Consider the following 15,211-nt stretch of genomic DNA (forward strand, 5'->3'; position numbering starts at 1 on the left):
CCGCCCTCCCGTTGGGCGGTGGATGATCCATCAACCGCTTACTCCGCCGGATGATTTCGAGGCGCCAGGCTCCAGCGAAGGCTTCTACGCCGAAGTCGTGCACCTGATGGCCGAGTCCGGCATTCCGTTCCTGCTGTCGGGCACCTACGCCCTCTCCTGCTACACGGGCATCATCCGGCCGACGAAAGACGTCGACGTTTTCGCCAAGGCGGGCGATGCGCTGCGGATGCTGAGCTTCTTCAAGGAGCGCGGTTTCGACGTGCAGATCGTAGACGACCGCTGGCTGGCGCGGGTCACGCGGGGCGAGCAATTCGTGGACATCATCACGAACATGCCGACGTCCGCGACGCACGTAACCGATGAATGGTTCAAGGAAGCCCCCGAGGCGGTCCTGTTCGAGACCAAGGTCCATCTGGTCCCGCCAACGCAGTTCGTCTGGTCGAAGATCTATGTCCAGGACCGCTACCGCTACGATGGCGCCGACGTCACGCACATGTTCCTCAAGAGGTCGGAGGACATCGACTGGCGCCAGCTCATTTCCAGCATGGAATTGCACTGGGAAGTGCTGCTGACCGCGGTCCTCAACTTCCGCTTCATCTACCCGAGCGAGCGGCACCTGATTCCGCGCTGGGTCATGGACGAACTCCTCGAACGGCTCGGCGCGCAGCTGGAGATGCCGTCGGCGGGAAAGCGCGTGTGCCGCGGCCGTATCTTCAGCCCCCGCGACTATCAGATCGACGTTGCGGAGTGGGGCTTCTCCGAAGCTGTCGGCAATCTTGAAGAGAATTATGCAACCCACGGATAAGGTTACCGTCGCCGCCATCGGCGACCTCCACGTCACCGAGCAAAATGTCGCGCCCTACCGCGAAATGTTCGCGGAGATCTCACGCGTGGCCGACGTGCTCGTGCTGTGCGGCGACCTCACCAATTTCGGGAAGACGAGCGAAGCCGAAATCCTCGCCGAGGACATCCGGACGTCCGCGATCCCGGTGATCGGCGTGCTCGGCAATCACGATTATGAATGCGGACAACCGGAAGTCGTCGCGAACATTCTGACCGCAGCAGGGATGACCGTGCTCGACGAGCAGGCGATCGAGATCAAGGGCGTCGGCTTCGCCGGAGTGAAGGGATTTCTCGGCGGGTTCGGCCGCGGCGAGCTTGCACCCTTCGGAGAGCCGATCATCAAGGCCTTCGTCGACGAGGCCCTGAACGAGGCGCGCAAGCTGGAGAATGGCTTACGGACGCTGCGCACCGAGCGAAGCTTGGCAGTGCTCCATTATTCTCCGATCGCCGAAACGCTCGAGGGAGAGCCGCTGGAGATTTTCCAATATCTGGGCTCGGCCCGGCTGGCCGATGCCATCGACCGCTTCGACCATGTGAAGGCCGTCGTCCATGGTCACGCGCATCATGGAACTTACGAAGGGCAAACGATGCGCGGCATCCCCGTTTACAACGTCGCCCAGTTCGTGGTTCGGGAACAGTTCAAGCGGCCGTACGCCTTGCTGGAAATCTAGCCCTTCGTCTCTCCGGGGATCGGTGTCGGAGTATGCAGCACCTCGATCACGTAGAGGCGCTTTACCAGCACGTAAGCGACAACCGTCAGCGGAGCGGCCAGGATGACGCCCAGCGTTCCGAACAAAATCCCGAATGCAATCAACGCGAAAAGCAGGATCACGCCTGGGAGGTCTACCGCATATTGCTGCACCAGCGGCGTCAGGATGTAGCCTTCGAATTGCTGCACGGCGAAATAGAGCAGCAGCACCCAAAGCGCCTGGTCGGGACCGACCGCCAGCGCCAGCAGGATGGCCGGGATCGTCGACAGGATCGGCCCGATGAAAGGAATGAATTCAAGAACGCCCGCCATCAGGCCGAGGACAAAGGCGGACGGCATGCCGAGCGCCCATAGGCCCAACCCCGTCAGCAGCCCGACGACGACCATCGCGATCAGCTGCCCTCGAAGCCACAGCCGCAACGCATTCTCCGACTCCGAGACAGCCTCCAGCGCGAGGCTGCGCTTTGCGGGTGGAATCAGCTTGACGGCGCCGGTCAGATAGAAGCGCGGTTGCGTGGCCAGGAACACGCCGGCGACGATGACGACGATCACGTCGGCGATGCCGCTTCCGATCGAGAGCACCGTTCCCGCGAACGCGGACAGGCTGCTGCCGCCCGGAGCCCTGATGCTTTGGGCGATGTGCTTGATCTGGTCGCCGAGTCCGAGGTCTCCCATGCGCGCTTCGAATGCGTGCCAGGCCACCGGGAGCGTCCGGCGGAGGATTTCGACCTGCTCGGCGACGTGCGACCCGAACAAGGCAATGAGGCCGACGGCAAGGCCCAGGATTGTCGTAATCGAGAGCGCCACCGCAATGCCGTTCCGGCACCCGATCGCTTTCTCGAGCCGATCGCCGAAAGCGCGGAACACGGTCGCGACTACGATGGCTCCGAAGAACATCAGCAGCAAAGTTCGAAGCTGCCATGCCAGGATGAAGAGCGCGCCGAGGCCGAGGACGATCAGGACCCGGCGAACGAATTGGCGGTCCCCGGACTCGTCCGCCTTCCGAGCCATCAGGCGGCCCGCCAGCTTTCGAGGATTTCGACGAACCGGCTTAGCCACGCATTGGTCTGGTGCCCATCGACGACGCGGTGGTCGATGGTCAGGGTGACATATGCCATCGGCCTCACCAGGATCGCATCCTGGCCATCGACCTCACGGACGATCACGCGCTTCTCAAGCTTTCCGATGCCCAGGATCGCCGCCTGCCCCTGATGAAGGATGATCGGCGCGGCGAGCAGCGAGCCGGAAACCCCGTGGTTGGAAATGGTGAAGCTGCCGCCCGAGACGTCGGACCGTTCGAGCTTCCCTTCGCGAGCGCGCCGCGTGAGGTCGTCGAGCCTGGCGCCGATCTGCTCGAGAGTGAGACTGCCCGCATCCTTCACAACGGGGACGACGAGGCCTTTCTCGCCCAGCGCAGTACCGACGCCCACGTCGATGGTCGGCGAGATCGCGATGCGGTCCTGCTCCCAACGACCGTTGATCGCCGGAGCGACCGCCATCGCTTCGGCAGCCGCCTTCACGATGTACGCGGTGTAGCTGAGCTTCTTGCCCTTGGCGGCCAGTGCAGACTTGTGCGCCGCGATAGCCGAAAAGTCGGCTTCGAAGACGGCGGTGACGTGCGGAGCCTCGCTGACCGCGCGGACCATGTTGTCGGCGATTGACCTGCGCATGCGGTCGTGCGGGATGTCCTGCGCGGAGAAATGCCGCGGCTGGGCGGTCGCGGGTTCGCCGACGCTGACGACGGTTGCGGAAGAGACGGCGCGATCCACGTCTTCCCGCGTCACCCGGCCGTTGCGTCCCGTTCCGGCAATCCGCGATGGGTCGATTCCATTCTGAAGACAGGCCCGCCGCACGGACGGGCTGAGGCGCGTCTCCATATGCCCCTGCAAAGGCAGGGGCCCAGTCGTACGCGGCGCGTCTTCGCTAACGGTAGCATCTTGCGTTTCGGGCTCAGTCTGAGCTCTCGCCTTCGCAGGAGCGTCCTCAACGCTGATCCGTCCGAGCAAGGCGCCCGGAACGGCTTCCGCGTCCGTATCGAGAACAATTTCGGTTAGAACCCCCGCCGCGGGCGCAGGCACTTCCTGCGTAACCTTGTCAGTCTCCAGCTCGACCAGCGGGTCGTTCTCGGCCACCGCATCGCCGATCTGCTTCAGCCAGGCGCGAACGACTGCCTTAGTGCCTTCCTGCTCATCGGGAACGCGGACCTCGATCACCTTAGAATCCCACCAGCCGGTCGATCTCGGCGCGGATGCGCTCGACGTTGGGAAGCGCCCATTCCATCAGCTTGGGATGATGCGGGCTCGGAATGTCGGGCATGGTCACCCGGGCGACCGGCGCATCGAGGTCGAGGAACGCCTCGTCCGCGACCACTGCCGCGATCTCTGCCCCGAACCCGCCGGTCCGCAAGTCTTCATGCACGATCAGGCAGCGGCGGGTGCGGCGAACACTTTCGAGCACCATTTCGCGATCCCACGGCATGAGTGTCCGCAGATCGATCACGTCGGCGCTGACACCTTCCGTCGCAGATTCGGAACGGGGCACCATCGCTCCCCACGTGACGATCGTGATCTGATCGCCCTCACGCGTTTTCTTCGCTCGGCCGAACTCGAGGACATATTCGTCGCCAGGCCAAGGGCGCCTTGCCCAGCTATCGTCCAGCATCGCGCGATGCTCGAAGAACAGCACCGGATCGTTCCCTCGCAAGCTTTCGCGCAACAGGCCTACTGCGTCCTCGGCATTGGACGGCACCGCCACCTTCCACCCGGGATTATGAACGAACTGCACCTCGTTAGTCTGGCTGTGCCAGGGATCGCCGCACTTGAAGAAACCGCCCGGAACGCGAAGGACCATCGGCGCGGCGAAGCGGTTGTGCGTCCGCCAGCGCATCGTGCCGCAATCGTTGATCTGCTCGGTCGCGGGCTCGGCGTATTTTCGGAACTGGATCTCGGGGACCGGCATCAGGCCGGCAAGTGCCATTCCGACCGCCCGGCCGACGATCCCCTCTTCGTTGAGCGACGTATCGAACACACGATCGCGGCCGAACTTCTCTTGCAGGCCGAGCGTCACGGCATGGACGCCGCCCTTTGGACCCACGTCCTCACCAAAGACGCAGACCCGCGGGTTGCTCGCCAGCTCCTGGTCGAGCACGCGGCGGATCGCGGTGACCATGTTGATTCGCTGGCCTTCGGGCGCCGGCACAGTCGTGGAGGGTGGCGCCTTGAAGCCAGTGCTCCAGAGGCCACCGACCTGCTGCATTTCGCCGTCGAAGAAGACGTGATCCGTCACCGTGTCGGGCGAGGACACACCCCGCGATTCCGCCTCGGCACGGGCAGCGCCAACTTCCCAGGCGACTTCGTTCTCGATCCGGTCCCAGTCGTCGTCGCCGATCTGCAGGTTGGCGCAATGAGCCTTGAGCTTGGGCAGCGGATCGCGTGACCATTCGGCTTCGATCTCCGACGCCGACTTGTAGCTTTGCGTGTCCTGGAAGCTGTGCCCCTCCAATCGAGGGACCGTCACACGAAGCAAGGCCGGAGCGCGACTGGCTCGAACGTGCTTCACCGCGTCCTTGACCAGCCTGGCGGCCTCGTCCGGATCCGTGCCGTCGCCATTGAAGATCGTCAGTCCGGAAAAGCTGGCGAGATTGGCGGCGATATCCTTGCCAGGTGTCTGATATTCCGAGGGGACCGAGATGCCGTAGCCATTATCCTCGACGTAGAACAACAACGGCAATTGTTGTGTCGTAGCAATTGTTAGCGACGACCAAAATCCACCAGTGGCGCAGCTTGCGTCTCCGCCGAGCACCACGGCGATGGCGTCCGCCGGGCCTTCCTTCAGCACTTTCGATTTGTAGTCGATCGCCTGGGCCCATCCGGCCGCCGGCGTATACTGGGCCCCCACCCCGCCGCACATCGGAAGCGCGTGAGCGCCGCCCGGATTGGGATAGTTGAACACCACGCCGATATCGCGGCCATCGGAGTAGCCGCCCGCCAAGCCCATCCCCGACCCGAGCGCATCTGCCAGCGGCACGCCCAGCGCCAGCAACAGCGGCCGCGAACGATAATAGCCGCACGCAGCATCGCCATCCTTGAGCTGCAGACCGAGCAGCACCTGGGCAAGGTCATGCCCACGCGCCGAGAACTGGTAGAGGACCTTCTTGGCCGGGACGAGTTCCTGCTCCTCCAGACGGTCCATTTCGCGGCTGGTCAGGACAAGCCGTGCAACCTCGCGCCAATTCACATCTGCTGACACTCGGCCCGGATCCCGATCGGCCATGGCGAGCTACGCGTCCAGCGTCTCGACCACGGCGGTGATAAATCGATCGACCTGCTCGTCGCTCAGTCCCACCACGTTGAAGCGGCCGCTATCAGCCATGTAGATCGCGTGCTTCTCACGAAGGGCGAGCACCTGGTCCTTGGTCACCGGAAGCATGGAGAACATTCCGAACTGGTCGCCGATGTAGGCCAGGCGCGGGTCCGCGGCCGCGATGCGCTTGCGAACGGCATTGATGCGGTCCCGCATGGCGGCGAGCTCGTCGGGCCAGCGCGTCTTCAGTTCAGGCGTATCGAGAACGATGCGAACCGCGGCCGCTCCGTGATCGGGCGGCATCGACCACATTTCTCGCGCACGCTGAGACACATGAGCCATCGCCCGTGCCGTCGCCTCGGTCGAGCCGGTCTTGACGTACAGCGAACCGACACGATCCCGATAGACGCTGAAATTCTTGTCGCAACTATGAGCGGCAATCAGTTCGTCGCAGACGTCAAGCAAGCCATGGAAGCCGCGCGCATCCTGCTCCAGCCCGCGAGCGAAGCCTTGGTAGGCAATGTCGACGAAGGGCAGCAGGCGGCGATCGACGATGATGCGCGTAACTTCGTCCCACTGGTCGTCGGACAAGTCCGCGCCAGTCGGATTGTGACAGCACCCGTGAAGCAGGACGACGTCGCCCGGACGCGCATCGTTTAGGGCATCGACCATCGCCTCGAACCGGATACGGCAGCCGTCCCGGTCGTAATAAGGATATTCGACGATCTGCAGCCCGACCGCGCGAATGATCGGCGGATGGTTAGGCCAGGTCGGCGTGCCGACGATCACCCGGGCCTGCGGGTTGGCGGTCGCGATGAGCTCGAACCCGAGCCGCAGCGCTCCGCAGCCTCCCGGTGTCTGCAAGCCGGCGATGCGGTCATCGCCAGCATGCCTGCCAAGGGCGATCGGCCGCAGGAGCTCGGTATAGCGCTTGTCGCCGGCCATCCCGAGGTAGGACTTGGACTCCTGGGTATCGAGAAGGCTCTGCTCGGCGTCCTTGATCACCTTCAGGATCGGAGTGCGGCCCTCGCCGTCCCGGAAGACGCCGACACCGACGTCGATCTTCTCCGCTCTCGGATCGGCATTGCAGAGCGCGATCAGCTGGAGGAGGGAATCCGTCTCGACGGCCGGTAAATCGGCCAGTCCGCGAGCGCGAGTGTCGGTTTCGGTCAGCATGGAAATGCGCTTAGCGCGCCTAAGCGTCGTAATCCACTGCGACCCCGTCGCCGACGGGCACCGACTGGCATGTGAGGACGTAGCCGGATGCGATCTCTTCGTCCGTCAGGCCGTAGCGGGCAGCCATTTCGACTTTTCCGCTGGTCACTTTCGCCCGGCACGTGGCGCAAACGCCCGCCTTGCAGGCGAACGGCGCCGGAAGACCGGAAGCGCGAGTACTGTCGAGGATGTTGGCTTCGGTGAACGCAACCTTCCGGGTACGGCCGTCGAGCGTGACCGACATCGTCGTGCCGGCCGCCTGCGTCTGGAGCTGCGCCATCTCCGCGGCGAGCGCAGCGGACGGGCGATCGGCGGTGAAGCGCTCGATATGGATGCGCTCCTTGTCGATGTTGCGGTCGAGCAAAGCGCCTTCCGCCGCATCCATCATCGGTCCGGGGCCGCAGATGAACCAGGCGTCGACGCTTGCTGGATCGCCGACCAGCGAGGTGATCGCCTCATCGCAGCGCGCACGGTCGAGCATGCCGTTGAAGAGGTCGATGTCGCCCTCTTCCTCGGCGAGGAAATGATGAAGCGACAGGCGGCCGAGGTAGCGGTCCTTCAGCTCGGCCAGTTCTTCGAGGAAGATGATCGAGCTGCTGTCTCGATTACCGTAGAGAAGGGTGAACTGGCTCTCGGGCTCTTCCTTCAGCGTGGTCTTCAACAGCGAGAGCACCGGCGTGATGCCGGAGCCGCCAGCGATCCCGACGATGTGGCGCTTGGCGGTGGGCGCGAACTCGGTCGTGAAGCTGCCGTGCGGAGGCATGACTTCGACCGTGTCACCGGCCTTCAGATTGTCGCCCACCCAGTTGGAAAATAGGCCGCCCGCGATCCGCTTGACGGTGACCATCCAGTCCTGCTCGGCCGGCGCGGTGCAGAGCGAATAATTGCGGCGCACGTCCTCGCCGTCGATCTCCGCCTTTAGCGTCAGATGCTGCCCTGCCTTGAAAGCAAACGACTCGCGAAGCTCGGGCGGGATGACAAAGCGGATCGAATTGGCTTCTGCGGTCTCGGGGACAATCTCCGCGACCTCAAGCGTGTGGAAATGCTTGTCCATCACCACGTCGCGTCGGGGTAGGTGCGCGGCAGGAACTGCACCACCGCCAGCAGATGCCCAAGATGCTCGCTGTGATGGCCGCGCCGGCCGCCGAGGATCGGGCGCTGATCAGCCGGAACCTCCAACTTGGCTTCGGCAAGCACTGCAGCAATCGCCGACCGATATTCATCCTCGAACTCGCGCGGGTCCGGCGCGATGCCGCGATCGATCAGCGCCTGCAGCGTCTCGTCGACCTCGAACAGCTCCGGCACGAAGCGCCAGTTCCAGTCGAGCCCTTCCGCCATTCGCCGAGCGCTCTCCTCCGTGCCGTCGCCAAGGCGGATCACCCACTCAGCCGACAGTTCGCGGTGATACGCGACTTCCTTCACCGCCTTCGACGCGAATTCGACGAGGAAACGATCGCTTGACCGGGTCAGCCGATCGAACAGCATGTGCTGCCAGGTGGAGAACAGGAAATGCCGCGCCATCGTCCGCGCGAAGTCGCCGTTGGGCTGCTCGACCAGCCAGCAATTGCGGAAATCGAGCACGTCGCGATGGAACGCCAGCTTGTCCCCGTCGCCTGCCTCTTCGAGCAGATGCGTCGCCTGCCCGATCAGGTCGAGCGACAGGTTCGCAAGGCTGAGGTCGACCTCCAGCACCGGCCCGTGCCCGCACCATTCGCTCAGTCGCTGGCCGAGGATCAGCGAGTCATCGCCAAGGCGCAGCAGATAGTCGAACCGCACCGGGTCCGGCGCACCGGCGGACGGCGCGTCGAAGCTGCCCTTCCCGGTCGCTCCGGTCGGCAGGTCGATCGGCGGCAGCGAAGCCATCAGATGTGCTTCACCTCGTCCGGGATCTCGTAGAACGTCGGGTGCCGGTAAATCTTGTCGGCCGCCGGCTCGAACAGCTCACCCGCTTGCTCAGGGTCGGAGGCGGTGATCTCCGCCGAGGGCACGACCCAGATGCTCACCCCTTCCATGCGCCGCGTGTAGGTGTCGCGCGCGTGGCGGAGCGCGAGCTCCGCGTCAGGAGCATGAACGCTTCCAAAGTGGCGATGCGAAAGACCGCCCTTGGTGCGGACGAAGACTTCCCAGAGCGGCCAGTCATGGCTCACGCGGCCTTCCTCTCGCGGCGCTTCGCTTCATGCGCAGCGGCAGCGTCGCGGACCCAGGCGCCGTCTTCCCAGGCCTTGCGGCGGGCCTCCATGCGTTCCTTCGCGACAGGGCCTTCCCCGCGGACGACCGAGTAGAATTCTTCCCAGTCGACGACGCCGAAGTCGTAGCCGCCCTTCTCCTCGTTCCACTCGAGAGCGGCATCCGGAACCTTGAGGCCCAGGAAGTCCGCTTGCGGGACGGTGATGTCGACGAACTTCTGGCGAAGCTCGTCATTAGTCTCGCGCTTGATCCGCCAGCGCATTGACTGCGCGGTGTTCGGGCTGTCCTCGTCCGGCGGACCGAACATCATTAGCGACGGCCACCACCAGCGGTTGAGCGCGTCCTGCGCCATCCGCTTTTGCTCAGGCGTGCCATTCGCCATGGCGATCATGATTTCGTAGCCCTGGCGCTGGTGGAAGCTCTCTTCCTTGCACACGCGGACCATCGCACGGGCATAGGGGCCGTAGCTCGTCCGCTGCAGCGGCACCTGGTTCATGATCGCCGCGCCGTCGACCAGCCAGCCGATCGCGCCGATGTCTGCCCAGGTCAGCGTCGGGTAATTGAAGATGGTCGAGTACTTGGCCTTGCCGCTGTGCAGCGCCTCGATCATCTCCTCGCGGCTCGTGCCGAGCGTCTCCGCCGCGCAATAGAGGTAAAGGCCGTGCCCCGCCTCGTCCTGCACCTTTGCGAGCAGGATCGCCTTGCGGCGCAGCGACGGCGCACGCGTGATCCAATTGCCTTCCGGAAGCATGCCGACGATCTCAGAGTGAGCATGCTGCGAAATCTGCCGCGTCAGCGTGCGGCGATAGGCCTCGGGCATCCAGTCCTTCGGCTCGATGAACTCGTCAGCCGCAACGCGCGCCTCGAATGCTTCGAGGAGCTTGGGGTCCTCAAGGTTCTGGATCTTCGCCGTCTTCGAAAGCTCGGTGGTATACATGGGCAGCGATGTAGCTCTGTCGGGCCTAACGTTCAAACCTCGACGATGGCGCCGCCGATCGTCCGAGAATATCCTGTGAACTCGGCGATCGGCCGACCGTCACTCGCCCGCACCGTGACACGAGTCACTCCGCTGCGCCCGACTCGGCTGATTTCCTCCGCTTCCGCGATCAGCGTTTCGCCCGCTTTCGCGGCATCGAGAAAGACGATGTTGGCCTGGGCGGCGACGGTTCGCTCATTGCCACCGTTGCAGACATAAGCGAACGCCGTGTCGGCAAGGCTGAAGACCATTCCGCCGTGCGCGATGCCGTGCCCGTTCAACATGTCGTCGCGCAAGGTCATCCGGAGACGAACGTAGCCCTCACGGGCCTCCTCGATTTCGATTCCCCAGGACGGCCCCGTCCCCTCGGCGGCCAGCATCTCATGCGCGACGCGGTTGGCGAGTTGATCGGCGTCCATCGGCTTTCACTATCGGCGCCAGCTTGTTTCGGCATCCCTTTTGTTCGTAGTCAGGGCCGGGGAGAGTCGGATGGCCGAATATGAAACGATCCTGTTGGAGACCGACGGGCCCGTCGCCCGCATCACGCTGAACCGGCCTGACCGGCTGAACAGCTTCACAGCCGCCATGCATGACGAGCTGAAGCACGCCATCGACGAAGCAGCGGGTTCTCGCGTGCTGGTCCTCACGGGCGCCGGCCGCGGCTTCTGTGCGGGCCAGGACCTAAACGATCGCCAGGTCTCTGTTGGGGGGCATCCGGTCGATCTGGGCATGACCGTGGAGACCGGATGGAATCCCCTCGTCCGAAAGATCGCCGAGCTCAAGATCCCGGTGATTGCGCGCGTGAACGGCGTGGCCGCCGGCGCTGGAGCGAACGTCGCTCTTGCTTGCGACATGGTGGTTGCGGCGCGCTCGGCGAAATTCATCCAGAGTTTCGCCGCCATCGGCTTGATCCCCGATAGTGGAGGAACCTGGGTCCTGCCCCGCTTGATCGGCCAGGCCCGCGCGATGGGGCTCGCCCTGACGGGAGAGCCGATCAGCGCGGAGACGGCCGAAGACTGGGGAATGATCTGGAAATGCGTCGACGATGAAGAGTTGGACGTTGAGGTCGATGGCATCACCCGGAAGCTCGCGTCGCTCCCGCCCCTGGGACTCTGCGCGATCAAGCGGATGATCCGCGAAAGCTGGTCGCACACGCTCGAACAGGAACTCAACCGCCAGCGCGACCAGATGCGCCGACTGGGCTTCTCCGAGGACTATCGCGAAGGCGTCACCGCCTTCCTGGAAAAACGCCCGCCGAACTTCGCCGGGCGCTAGGCCTAGCCTTCGATAATCACTTCCGTGCCGAGCTTGGTGAAGCCGAACAGCTTCTCCGCAAACTTCATCGGCATGCGAACGCAGCCGTGGCTCGCCGGATACCCGGGGTTCACGCCGCCGTGGAGCGCAATGCCATATTCGTCGATGCGCTGCATGTAGGGCATGGACGCATTGTTATACTTCCTCGAGCGATAGTCCTTTCGCTTCTCGAGAATCTTCCAGAAGCCCAGCGGCGTCACCATTCCGGTCTTGGCGCTGGAGATCGAGGCCGCGCCAACAAGGACGTCGCCGCGATAGACGTATGCGGTCTGCACCAGCAGATCGATGACGATCTTCGGATTCCCCTCCGTCGGCACCGTCTCCGCCCAGACGAAATTGCCTGGCGTCAGGAAGGCCTTGCCGAACGTGTCGACCATGGCCTTGTGCGCCTTCTCCGCATTGCCCTGGGTCCAACGGTACGGAAGCGGCTGGGCGACCGGTTCGGCCACCTTCGGCGGCGGCGGCGGAGCCGTTTCGCAGCCCGCTAGCACCAGCGCAGTAACAACCACTAAACCCTTGATGAGTTTACGCATTTTTAACCCCAGCGTTGCTCTTGGCGGCAGGATTGTCGCATTTTTCCGCCGCGCACAAGCGCTCAGGATTCTCCACCCGGAACCGGCCATCTACTGCGCCGAAATGCAACGCTTAAGGTGACCAGGACGACTGCAGCAGCAACCGTATCGGCGACCCAGTCGAGGATGTCCGCATCGCGATGCAATGCGGGGATTGCCTGAACCAGTTCGATGAAGGCTCCGAACAGCGACAGCCAAACACACAGGGCCAGGATCTTCGTGCGCGGATACGCAAAGAAGGCGAGTACCCCGAGGACGGCGAACGCCGACATATGCTGGACCTTGTCCGATGGCTCGCCGGGAAGCTGCGGCGGGATCGGAATGATCGCCATGACGAACGCGAACACAGTCGCGGCCCAGAATGTCATTCGGAGAATCGTGAGGCGCCGCTCTTGGGTCATCGGCGCTCCTATTGCGTCGCGAGACCGCTGCCCGCAATGACGCCGCGGCGAGGTGACCCGATGACCGTGCAATTGTTGAATTACGCTTTCGACCGTTGGACCCCTGGCGAAGGCAAGCTCGCGGAGCTCCAGAGCGCAATTGACGGTGCGCCGGTCGCGACGACGGGATCGGGCGGCATCGACTTCGGCGAAATGCTGAAGCACGCCAGGGATGTTGGCGGGCCGGCCTTGCGCAAGCTGACCTTCCACGAGCGGGCGCGAGTGCTGAAGGCGCTCGGCCAGGCGATCATGGCCCGCAAGGAAGAGCTGTACGAGCTCAACTACCTCACCGGCGCGACCCGCAAGGACGGGTGGATCGACATCGAAGGCGGCGCGGGCACGCTGTTTTCCTTTTCGTCCAAGGGCCGTCGCGAGCTTCCCGACGCGCATGTACTGATGGATGGCGCGGTCGAGCCCTTGTCCAAGTCGGGCAGCTTCGTCGGTCAGCACATCTACACGCCGCTGCAGGGCGCGGCGGTGCACATCAACGCCTTCAACTTCCCGGTCTGGGGAATGTTGGAGAAGCTCGCGCCCACTTTCCTCGCGGGCGTTCCCGCAATCGTGAAGCCGGCATCCTCGACTGCTTATCTCACCGAGGCGGCGGTCCGGATCATGACGGACTCCGGCGTTCTCCCAACGGGCGCGTTGCAGCTGATCGTGGGCGGGGTCGGCGACCTGTTCGATCATCTTACCGGACAGGACGTCGTCAGTTTCACCGGTTCCGCATCGACAGCACTGAAGCTCCGCACCCATCCGACCGTCATGCGCGAGTCGGTTCGCTTCATCGCCGAGCAGGACAGCCTCAACGCCTCGGTGCTTGGACCAGACGCGGCCCCTAGCACGCCGGAGTTCGATCTTTTCGTCCGCGAAGTCGCGATCGAAATGACGGTGAAAGCGGGTCAGAAGTGCACGGCCATCCGCCGCGCCATGGCGCCGGCTGCATACCTAGATGCGGTCCAGCAGGCGCTGGCCGAAAAGCTCGCATCGACGAAAGTTGGCGATCCGCGATCCGCGGACACGCGCATGGGCGCGCTCGTCAGCCTGTCGCAGCGTGACGATGTACGGCAGAAGATCGCGGAGCTTGAAGCAGCCGGCGCGAGGATCGTCGCGGGTAACCCGTCGGCCGATTCGGCAGTCGCAGGCGGAGCGTTCCTCCCGCCAGTTCTCCTGCGCACCGACGATCCGTGGTCGACGGTGGCCGTCCACGATGTCGAGCCGTTCGGTCCGGTTTCGACAATCATGCCCTACCGCGACCTAGACGATGCCATTGCGCTAGCAAACCGCGGCAAAGGCAGCCTGGCGCTATCGCTCTTCACCCATTCCGCCGACGCTGCGCGCGACTTCATCGGTGGTGCCGCGGCCTACCACGGGCGAATGCTTGTCATCGACCGCACCAACTCGAAGGAATCGACCGGGCACGGTTCTCCCCTGCCCGTCCTCGTCCACGGCGGCCCCGGACGCGCGGGCGGCGGCGAGGAAATGGGCGGCATTCGCGGCGTGAAGCACTACATGCAGCGCACCGCGATCCAGTCGTCCCCGACCATGATCGCCGCGATCACCGGACAATATGTGCCGGGCGCGCCGAAGCACCTTATCGACGTTCATCCCTTCCGGCGAACCATGTCCGAACTTGAGATCGGCGACACATGGAAGACCGAAAGCCGGACGGTCAGCATTGCCGACATCGAGCATTTCGCGGAATTCACCGGCGACAAATTCTATGCCCACATGGATGAGGAAGCGGCCAAGGCCTCACCGATCTTCGAAGGCCGCGTCGCTCACGGCTACCTGATCCTGAGCTTCGCGGCGGGCCTGTTCGTCGATCCGGATCCGGGTCCCGTGCTGGCCAACACAGGCCTTGAGAATCTCCGTTTCCTGATTCCGCTCTATCCGGGCGATTCCATGCGGGTCGAACTCAGTGTTCGGTCGAAGTCGCTGAAGAGCGAGGAAACCGGAGTGGTTCGCTGGGCGGTCGAAGTCTTCAACCAGAAGGACGAGTTGGTCGCCACTTACGACCTTCTCACCGAGAACGTGCCCTAAAGCGAACGCACCAGCTTCGTGGCGACGGCAATCCATGGCGGGTTGGCGACGATCTGCTGCCGCCCACCGGCTCCCGGCGGCAGAAGTTGCAGCCGTTCCGCATCGCGGTCGATGAGGCGGCCGAACAGGAAGCGACCGGCCGGTCTCGGCACCAGGACGTCCCGGTTGAGAGCGCCAGCGAATCCGTCGGCTTCGACGGTCTCGCACCAAATCTCGTCCCCGGCCCGGTAATCGCCCTTGCTTGCTGAGACGGTGATAGCGACCTGACCGCCCTTCGGCCGCGGAGGGACGACGACGCTCGTGCGCTTGGGGGCAGTTGCACCAAGAACGCCAAGCACCGCAACCACAGGCAGCTCAACCTTTTCGCCGCCACCGCCATCAACCAGATCCGCGGCGTCGACCCCAAGGGCCTCGGCGATCCGGTTCAGCCAGATGATCGAGACGGTCCGCATCCCCGTCTCCAACCGGCCGATGGTCTGCGGCGTGGTCGGGGGATTACATGCCTTCGCCACGTCGTCGAGGGTCATCCCCCGTGCTCTCCTGACTTCCCGAATTCGCGTGATCATTGCCGCCCCCGCCGCTTCTTAACCTATACGGTTTTTCCTCTGTCCTA

16 protein-coding genes are annotated in these 15,211 nt (G+C 64.0%); 4 read left to right on the forward strand and 12 right to left on the reverse strand.

Annotation, left to right across the window (positions count from 1 at the left end; genetic code table 11):
- Positions 1–22 precede the first annotated feature (22 nt).
- Together ABD928_RS02705 and ABD928_RS02710 are read left to right on the forward strand one after the other, a co-directional pair.
- Positions 23–805 (forward strand): hypothetical protein, encoded by a 783-nt coding sequence (locus ABD928_RS02705; RefSeq protein WP_187714337.1) that lies wholly within the window; start codon positions 23–25, stop codon positions 803–805.
- On the forward strand, positions 777–1,514 hold the full coding sequence (locus ABD928_RS02710) for a metallophosphoesterase family protein (RefSeq protein ID WP_345165849.1): 738 nt from the start codon (positions 777–779) through the stop codon (positions 1,512–1,514). Before ABD928_RS02705 ends, ABD928_RS02710 begins: the two co-directional genes overlap by 29 nt.
- Here the strand turns inward: ABD928_RS02710 and ABD928_RS02715 are convergent.
- From ABD928_RS02715 to paaI, 9 genes are read right to left on the reverse strand one after another with little or no spacing between them, the layout of a single operon-like run.
- The gene (locus ABD928_RS02715) at positions 1,511–2,563 is read right to left on the reverse strand and encodes an AI-2E family transporter (protein WP_187714339.1); all 1,053 of its coding nucleotides are present in this window, start codon (positions 2,561–2,563) and stop codon (positions 1,511–1,513) included. The two genes, ABD928_RS02710 and ABD928_RS02715, sit on opposite strands and share 4 nt — an antisense overlap.
- On the reverse strand, positions 2,563–3,765 hold the full coding sequence (locus ABD928_RS02720) for a dihydrolipoamide acetyltransferase family protein (protein ID WP_187714340.1): 1,203 nt from the start codon (positions 3,763–3,765) through the stop codon (positions 2,563–2,565). The genes ABD928_RS02715 and ABD928_RS02720 overlap by 1 nt, the downstream gene beginning before the upstream one ends.
- A 1-nt stretch (position 3,766) precedes the next feature.
- Positions 3,767–5,824, reverse strand: a complete 2,058-nt coding sequence (locus tag ABD928_RS02725; protein ID WP_345165854.1) for an alpha-ketoacid dehydrogenase subunit alpha/beta — start codon at positions 5,822–5,824, stop codon at positions 3,767–3,769.
- A 6-nt stretch (positions 5,825–5,830) separates the two neighbouring features.
- Entirely contained in the window at positions 5,831–7,030 is a 1,200-nt protein-coding gene (locus ABD928_RS02730) for an amino acid aminotransferase (protein ID WP_187714341.1), read from the reverse strand.
- A 19-nt stretch (positions 7,031–7,049) separates the two neighbouring features.
- Complete coding sequence (locus tag ABD928_RS02735) at positions 7,050–8,123, reverse strand: ferredoxin--NADP reductase (protein ID WP_187714342.1); 1,074 nt, start codon at positions 8,121–8,123, stop codon at positions 7,050–7,052.
- On the reverse strand, positions 8,123–8,932 hold the full coding sequence (gene paaC / locus ABD928_RS02740; RefSeq protein ID WP_187714343.1) for a 1,2-phenylacetyl-CoA epoxidase subunit PaaC: 810 nt from the start codon (positions 8,930–8,932) through the stop codon (positions 8,123–8,125). The genes ABD928_RS02735 and paaC overlap by 1 nt, the downstream gene beginning before the upstream one ends.
- A complete protein-coding gene (paaB, locus tag ABD928_RS02745) occupies positions 8,932–9,216 on the reverse strand; it encodes a 1,2-phenylacetyl-CoA epoxidase subunit PaaB (protein WP_345165863.1) in 285 nt (94 codons plus the stop codon). Before paaB ends, paaC begins: the two co-directional genes overlap by 1 nt.
- Positions 9,213–10,193, reverse strand: coding sequence for a 1,2-phenylacetyl-CoA epoxidase subunit PaaA (gene paaA, locus ABD928_RS02750; RefSeq protein ID WP_345165866.1), 981 nt, complete (start codon positions 10,191–10,193; stop codon positions 9,213–9,215). Before paaA ends, paaB begins: the two co-directional genes overlap by 4 nt.
- A gap of 32 nt (positions 10,194–10,225) precedes the next feature.
- The gene (gene paaI, locus ABD928_RS02755) at positions 10,226–10,651 is read right to left on the reverse strand and encodes a hydroxyphenylacetyl-CoA thioesterase PaaI (protein ID WP_187714344.1); all 426 of its coding nucleotides are present in this window, start codon (positions 10,649–10,651) and stop codon (positions 10,226–10,228) included.
- A gap of 70 nt (positions 10,652–10,721) precedes the next feature.
- On the opposite strand from paaI, the gene paaG reads away from it, so the two are divergent.
- The gene (gene paaG / locus ABD928_RS02760) at positions 10,722–11,507 is read left to right on the forward strand and encodes a 2-(1,2-epoxy-1,2-dihydrophenyl)acetyl-CoA isomerase PaaG (RefSeq protein WP_345165869.1); all 786 of its coding nucleotides are present in this window, start codon (positions 10,722–10,724) and stop codon (positions 11,505–11,507) included.
- Positions 11,508–11,509: 2 nt separating this feature from the next.
- Here paaG and ABD928_RS02765 read toward each other — a convergent pair whose 3' ends face one another.
- Both ABD928_RS02765 and ABD928_RS02770 read right to left on the reverse strand, forming a co-directional pair.
- Positions 11,510–12,079 (reverse strand): L,D-transpeptidase family protein, encoded by a 570-nt coding sequence (locus ABD928_RS02765; RefSeq protein WP_187714345.1) that lies wholly within the window; start codon positions 12,077–12,079, stop codon positions 11,510–11,512.
- 62 nt (positions 12,080–12,141) lie between these two features.
- On the reverse strand, positions 12,142–12,519 hold the full coding sequence (locus tag ABD928_RS02770) for a VanZ family protein (RefSeq protein WP_345165872.1): 378 nt from the start codon (positions 12,517–12,519) through the stop codon (positions 12,142–12,144).
- A 60-nt stretch (positions 12,520–12,579) separates the two neighbouring features.
- On the opposite strand from ABD928_RS02770, the gene paaZ reads away from it, so the two are divergent.
- Complete coding sequence (gene paaZ, locus ABD928_RS02775) at positions 12,580–14,598, forward strand: phenylacetic acid degradation bifunctional protein PaaZ (RefSeq protein WP_187714346.1); 2,019 nt, start codon at positions 12,580–12,582, stop codon at positions 14,596–14,598.
- Here the strand turns inward: paaZ and ABD928_RS02780 are convergent.
- Positions 14,595–15,164, reverse strand: coding sequence for a helix-turn-helix domain-containing protein (locus ABD928_RS02780; RefSeq protein WP_345165875.1), 570 nt, complete (start codon positions 15,162–15,164; stop codon positions 14,595–14,597). The genes paaZ and ABD928_RS02780 overlap by 4 nt on opposite strands.
- Between the last annotated feature and the right edge of the window lie 47 nt (positions 15,165–15,211).

The organism is Sphingomonas daechungensis, assembly GCF_039543105.1.
Classification (GTDB): domain Bacteria; phylum Pseudomonadota; class Alphaproteobacteria; order Sphingomonadales; family Sphingomonadaceae; genus Sphingomicrobium; species Sphingomicrobium daechungense.

What these genes read in the sequence shown, in the direction of transcription:
- ABD928_RS02725 (WP_345165854.1), bottom strand. Translation starts at nt 5,824, where the DNA reads ATGGCCGATCGGGATCCGGGCCGAGTGTCAGCAGATGTGAATTGGCGC.
- ABD928_RS02780 (WP_345165875.1), bottom strand. Translation starts at nt 15,164, where the DNA reads ATGATCACGCGAATTCGGGAAGTCAGGAGAGCACGGGGGATGACCCTC.
- ABD928_RS02770 (WP_345165872.1), bottom strand. Translation starts at nt 12,519, where the DNA reads ATGACCCAAGAGCGGCGCCTCACGATTCTCCGAATGACATTCTGGGCC.
- ABD928_RS02765 (WP_187714345.1), bottom strand. Translation starts at nt 12,079, where the DNA reads ATGCGTAAACTCATCAAGGGTTTAGTGGTTGTTACTGCGCTGGTGCTA.
- paaA (WP_345165866.1), bottom strand. Translation starts at nt 10,193, where the DNA reads ATGTATACCACCGAGCTTTCGAAGACGGCGAAGATCCAGAACCTTGAG.
- ABD928_RS02730 (WP_187714341.1), bottom strand. Translation starts at nt 7,030, where the DNA reads ATGCTGACCGAAACCGACACTCGCGCTCGCGGACTGGCCGATTTACCG.
- paaI (WP_187714344.1), bottom strand. Translation starts at nt 10,651, where the DNA reads ATGGACGCCGATCAACTCGCCAACCGCGTCGCGCATGAGATGCTGGCC.
- ABD928_RS02715 (WP_187714339.1), bottom strand. Translation starts at nt 2,563, where the DNA reads ATGGCTCGGAAGGCGGACGAGTCCGGGGACCGCCAATTCGTTCGCCGG.
- ABD928_RS02735 (WP_187714342.1), bottom strand. Translation starts at nt 8,123, where the DNA reads ATGGACAAGCATTTCCACACGCTTGAGGTCGCGGAGATTGTCCCCGAG.
- ABD928_RS02705 (WP_187714337.1), top strand. Translation starts at nt 23, where the DNA reads ATGATCCATCAACCGCTTACTCCGCCGGATGATTTCGAGGCGCCAGGC.
- paaG (WP_345165869.1), top strand. Translation starts at nt 10,722, where the DNA reads ATGGCCGAATATGAAACGATCCTGTTGGAGACCGACGGGCCCGTCGCC.
- paaC (WP_187714343.1), bottom strand. Translation starts at nt 8,932, where the DNA reads ATGGCTTCGCTGCCGCCGATCGACCTGCCGACCGGAGCGACCGGGAAG.
- paaZ (WP_187714346.1), top strand. Translation starts at nt 12,580, where the DNA reads ATGACCGTGCAATTGTTGAATTACGCTTTCGACCGTTGGACCCCTGGC.